This window comes from Streptomyces katrae (genome assembly GCF_000966975.1).
Lineage (GTDB): Bacteria > Actinomycetota > Actinomycetes > Streptomycetales > Streptomycetaceae > Streptomyces > Streptomyces katrae.
In genome coordinates this window covers 1-3,839 of the sequence record NZ_JZWV01000944.1, presented here as the reverse complement: position 1 = coordinate 3,839, position 3,839 = coordinate 1, and the positions used below count along the sequence as shown (strand labels likewise).

At 74.9% G+C, this 3,839-nt stretch carries 3 protein-coding genes; all 3 read left to right on the top strand.

Translation table 11 applies throughout. The features are described from left to right. The first annotated feature begins 63 nt into the window (after positions 1-63). Entirely contained in the window at positions 64-2,427 is a 2,364-nt protein-coding gene (hypF, locus tag VR44_RS30135) for a carbamoyltransferase HypF (RefSeq protein ID WP_045950788.1), read from the top strand. Then, complete coding sequence (locus VR44_RS30130) at positions 2,396-2,689, top strand: HypC/HybG/HupF family hydrogenase formation chaperone (protein WP_045950787.1); 294 nt, start codon at positions 2,396-2,398, stop codon at positions 2,687-2,689. Before hypF ends, VR44_RS30130 begins: the two co-directional genes overlap by 32 nt. After that, a partial coding sequence (gene hypD / locus VR44_RS30125; RefSeq protein ID WP_245692507.1) for a hydrogenase formation protein HypD occupies positions 2,686-3,839 on the top strand: 1,154 nt, incomplete at its 3' end. The genes VR44_RS30130 and hypD, both read left to right, overlap by 4 nt.

Genomic DNA, 3,839 nt, shown 5'->3' with positions numbered 1-3,839 from the left:
GCTGGGGGACGGCCCCGGGGAGCCCGCGGACCCGGCCCCCGCGGCCCCCGCCGGGCACCACTGATGGAGGCCGCGGAACGCCGCCGCGTCACGGTCCGCGGCGTGGTCCAGGGCGTCGGCTTCCGCCCGTACGTCTACACCCGCGCCACCACCCTCGGCCTGGCCGGCCACGTCACCAACACCCCCGACGGCGTGGTCGCCGAGATCGAGGGCCCCCCGACGGCGGTGGCGGCGTTCTGCGACCGCCTCGCCGCCGACGCCCCGCCCCTGGCGGTCGTCGACACCGTCGACCACCGCCCGGTACCGGCCACCGGCGGCGCCGGCTTCACCATCATCGCCTCCCGCACCGGCGGCCCGTCCCGCACCCTGGTCTCCCCGGACACCGCCACCTGCGCCGACTGCCTCGCCGAACTCGCGGACCCGGCCGACCGCCGCCACCGCCACCCCTTCATCACCTGCACCCACTGCGGACCGCGCTTCACCATCGTCACCGGGCTGCCCTACGACCGCGCCCACACCACCATGGCCCGCTTCCCGATGTGCCCCGACTGCGCCCGCGAGTACGCCGACCCGGCCGACCGCCGCTTCCACGCCCAGCCCGTCGCCTGCCCGGCCTGCGGCCCCCGCCTGAGGCTCCTCACCGGCCGCCCGCCCCGCGCGGAGACCACCGCCGACCCCGTCGCGCGGGCCCGCCGGCTGCTGGCCGAAGGAGCCGTCCTCGCGGTGAAGGGCCTCGGCGGCTACCACCTCGCCTGCGACGCCGGCAACGCCGCGGCGGTGGCCGCGCTGCGGAGCCGCAAGGAACGCGGGGACAAGCCCTTCGCCCTGATGGCCCGCGACCTCACGGACGTCGAGCGCCTCGCCGAACCCGGCCCCGAGGAACGGGACCTGCTCACCGGGGCCGTCCGTCCCATCGTGCTGCTCCGCCGCCGGGCCGCCACCGCGCCGGGCCTGGCCGACGCCGTCGCCCCCGGCAGCCCCGACCTCGGCGTGATGCTCCCTTACACCCCCGTGCACCACCTGCTGCTCGGCCTGCCCGGCGACCCCCCGGGCCCGCGCCTGCTCGTCATGACCAGCGGCAACCTCTCCGGAGAACCCATCGTCACCGACGACGACGAGGCCCTGGCACGCCTCGCCCACCTGGCCGACGCCTGGCTCACCCACGACCGCCCCATCCACGTCCCCTGCGACGACTCCGTGGTCCGCGTCTGCGACGGCGAGCTCCTGCTCCTGCGGCGCTCGCGCGGCTACGCCCCCCTGCCGCTCACCCTCCCCCTGCCCGTCCCCGCCACCCTCGCCGCCGGGGGCGACCTCAAGAACTCCCTCTGCCTCAAGAACTCCCTCTGCCTCGGCGAGGGCCGCCGCGCCTGGCCGTCCGCCCACATCGGCGACATGGACGACCTCGCCACCCAGGAGGCCTTCGCCCACGCCCAGCGCCAGCTGTCGGCCCTCACCGGAGTCGCCCCCGCCCTGCTCGCCGCCGACCGGCACCCCGGCTACCGCTCCGGCCGCTGGGCCCGCGTCCAGCACCACCACGCGCACATCGCCTCGGCCCTGGCCGAACACGGCCACGACGGCGCCGGCCGGGTGATCGGCGTCGCCTTCGACGGCACCGGGTATGGGGACGACGGGGCCGTATGGGGCGGGGAGGTCCTCCTCGCGGACTACGCCGGCTACACCCGCTTCGCCCACCTCGCCTACGTCCCGCTCCCGGGCGGGGACGCCGCCGTGCGCCGCCCCTACCGCATGGCCCTGTCCCACCTGCGCGCCGCCGGCCTCGCCCGGACCCCGGACCTGCCCTGTACCGCGGCCTGCCCGCCCGGCGAACTCCGGGTACTGGAGACCCAGCTGGAGCGCGGGCTGAACTGTGTTCCCACCTCCAGCATGGGCCGGCTCTTCGACGCCGTCTCCTCCCTGGCGGGGATCTGCCAGCACGCCGGCTACGAGGCCCAGGCCGCCGTCGAACTGGAGGCCGCGGCACTCCAGGCGCCCCCCGACCGCCGCGCCTACGCCTTCGGCCTGCGCCTCCCCCCGCCCGGCACGACCGGCCCGGTGACCGCCGACCCGGCGCCCGTCCTCGCAGCCGCGGCGGCCGACGTCCGGGCGGGCACGGCCCGTACGCTCGTCGCCGCCCGCTTCCACGCGGCGGTCGCCGCCCTGGTCGCCGACCTCTGCGAGCTCGCCCGCGCCCGGCACGGCCTGGACACCGTCGCCCTGACCGGCGGGGTCTTCTGCAACGCCCTCCTCTCCTCCGCGTGCGCCCGGACCCTGCGCGCCCGGGGCTTCACCGTCCTGCGCCAGCACCTGGTGCCGCCCAACGACGGCGGCCTGGCGCTCGGCCAGCTCATGGTGGCGGCAGCCGCCGCCACGGAACACCCACCACAAGGAGAGGCCCATGTGCCTGGCGGTACCCGGCAGAGTGCTTGAGATCGGGGAGAAGGACGGCACCCGCATGGCCACCGTCGACTTCGGCGGCGTACAGAAGGAGGTGTGCCTGGAGTACCTCCCGGACCTCCGGGTGGGCGAGTACGCCATCGTGCACGTGGGTTTCGCCCTCCAGCGGCTCGACGAGGAGTCGGCCCGCAAGACCCTCGACCTCTTCGCCGAACTCGGCATGCTCCAGGAGGAGTTCGGTGACCCCTGGGAGCAGGCGGCCCGGCTCGGCGACGAGAAGGAAGTGCGGCAGTGAAATACATCGAGGAGTTCCAGGACCCCGCCCTCGCCCGCAGGCTCCTGGACGACATCCACTCCACCGTGACCCGCCCCTGGGCGCTGATGGAGGTCTGCGGCGGCCAGACCCACACCATCATCCGGCACGGCATCGACCAACTCCTCCCCGAAGAGGTCGAGTTGATCCACGGCCCGGGCTGTCCGGTGTGCGTCACCCCGCTGGAGGTCATCGACAAGGCCCTGGAGATCGCCTCCCGCCCCGAGGTGATCTTCTGCTCCTTCGGGGACATGCTCCGCGTCCCCGGGACCGGCCGCGACCTCTTCCAGGTGCGCGGCGAGGGCGGTGACGTACGCGTGGTGTACTCGCCCCTCGACGCCCTCAAGGTGGCCCGGCAGAACCCCGACCGGGAGGTGGTCTTCTTCGGCATCGGCTTCGAGACCACCGCCCCGCCCAACGCCATGACGGTGTACCAGGCCAGGAAGCTCGGCATCACCAACTTCAGCCTGCTCGTCTCCCACGTCCGGGTCCCCCCGGCCATCGAGGCGATCATGAACTCGCCCAGCTGCCGGGTGCAGGGCTTCCTCGCCGCCGGGCACGTGTGCAGCGTCATGGGCACCGCCGAATACCCCGGCCTGGCGGCCCGCCACCGCGTCCCGATCGTCGTGACCGGCTTCGAACCGCTGGACATCCTCGAAGGCGTACGGCGGGCCGTACGGCAGCTGGAACGCGGCGAGCACACCGTCGAGAACGCCTACCCGCGCGCCGTCCGCCCCGAGGGCAACCCGGCCGCGCTCGCCATGCTGAAGGACGTCTTCGAGGTCACCGACCGGGCCTGGCGCGGCATCGGGACCATCCCGGACAGCGGCTGGCGGCTGTCCGAGCGGTTCCGCGCGTACGACGCCGAGCACCGCTTCTCCGTCACCGGCATCACCACCCGCGAGCCGGCCGCCTGCCGCAGCGGCGAGGTGCTCCAGGGGCTGATCAAGCCCCACGAGTGCGAGGCCTTCGGCACCCTGTGCACCCCGCGCAACCCGCTGGGCGCCACCATGGTCTCCAGCGAGGGCGCCTGCGCCGCGTACTACCTGTACCGGCGCCTGGAGCTCCGGCCCGCCCCGCCCCGGCCCGCCCCGGCCCCGGACCGGCCCACCACCTGTCTCTTATACACATC

Coding starts and splice junctions, on each gene's coding strand:
- hypF (WP_045950788.1), top strand. CDS start 64: ATGGAGGCCGCGGAACGCCGCCGCGTCACGGTCCGCGGCGTGGTCCAG.
- VR44_RS30130 (WP_045950787.1), top strand. CDS start 2,396: ATGTGCCTGGCGGTACCCGGCAGAGTGCTTGAGATCGGGGAGAAGGAC.